The 988-nt window shown below is 67.6% G+C and carries 1 protein-coding gene; it reads left to right on the forward strand.

The window, feature by feature from the left end:
• The first annotated feature begins 89 nt into the window (after positions 1–89).
• Positions 90–929, forward strand: a complete 840-nt coding sequence (gene ntrB, locus CH341_RS31535; RefSeq protein ID WP_111423680.1) for a nitrate ABC transporter permease — start codon at positions 90–92, stop codon at positions 927–929.
• Positions 930–988: the final 59 nt, after the last annotated feature.

Genomic DNA, 988 nt, shown 5'->3' on the forward strand with positions numbered 1-988 from the left:
CCGCCCGCCTTCGGCGTGCGACCCTCCCCCTCCAGGGGAGGGTGTTCCATCGGGCCGCCATCGCATCGAATCACGAGAGACGACGTCAGATGACCCGCTCCCTCACGTTCCGCGCCGCGATCGTGTCGATCCTGCTGCTCGCGGCCTTCCTGCTGGTGTGGCACCTGGCGACGCGCGGCACCGGGGCGACGGTGGCGATGGATCCCGAATACGCCAAGCTGATGGGCGCCACCGCGACGACCGGCAAGTCGGCGATGCCGGGGCCGCTCGACGTCGGCGCCACCGTGTGGGGGCACCTGATGGATCCGTTCTACGACCGCGGCACCAACGACAAGGGGCTCGGCATCCAGCTCGGCTGGTCGATCGCCCGCGTCGCCATCGGCTATCTGCTCGCCGTGCTGGTGGCGATCCCGATCGGCTTCCTGATCGGCATGTCGCCGCTGATGAACAAGGCGCTCGATCCGTTCATCCAGGTCTTGAAGCCGATCTCGCCGCTCGCCTGGATGCCGCTGGCGCTCTACACCATCAAGGACTCGGGCCTGTCGGCCATCTTCGTGATCTTCATCTGCTCGCTGTGGCCCATGCTGGTGAACACCGCCTTCGGCGTCGCCGGGGTGCGGCGCGAATGGATCAACGTCGCCCGCACGCTGGAGGTCGGCACGCTGCGGAGAATCTTCACGGTGCTGCTGCCCGCCGCCGCGCCGACCATCCTGACCGGCATGCGCATCTCGATCGGCATCGCCTGGCTGGTCATCGTCGCCGCCGAGATGCTGGTCGGCGGCACCGGCATCGGCTACTTCGTGTGGAACGAGTGGAACAACCTCTCGATCACCAACGTCATCACGGCCATCCTGGTGATCGGCGTCGTCGGCATGGTCCTCGATCAGCTCCTCGCCCGCGCCACCCGCGCCGTCACGTTCCCGGAGTGAGGAGGATGAACAATTCGGCACGCCCTCTCTTCACCTCCCCCTGGAGGGGGGAGGTCGCC

The organism is Rhodoplanes roseus (assembly GCF_003258865.1).
GTDB classification, from domain to species: Bacteria; Pseudomonadota; Alphaproteobacteria; order Rhizobiales; family Xanthobacteraceae; genus Rhodoplanes; species Rhodoplanes roseus.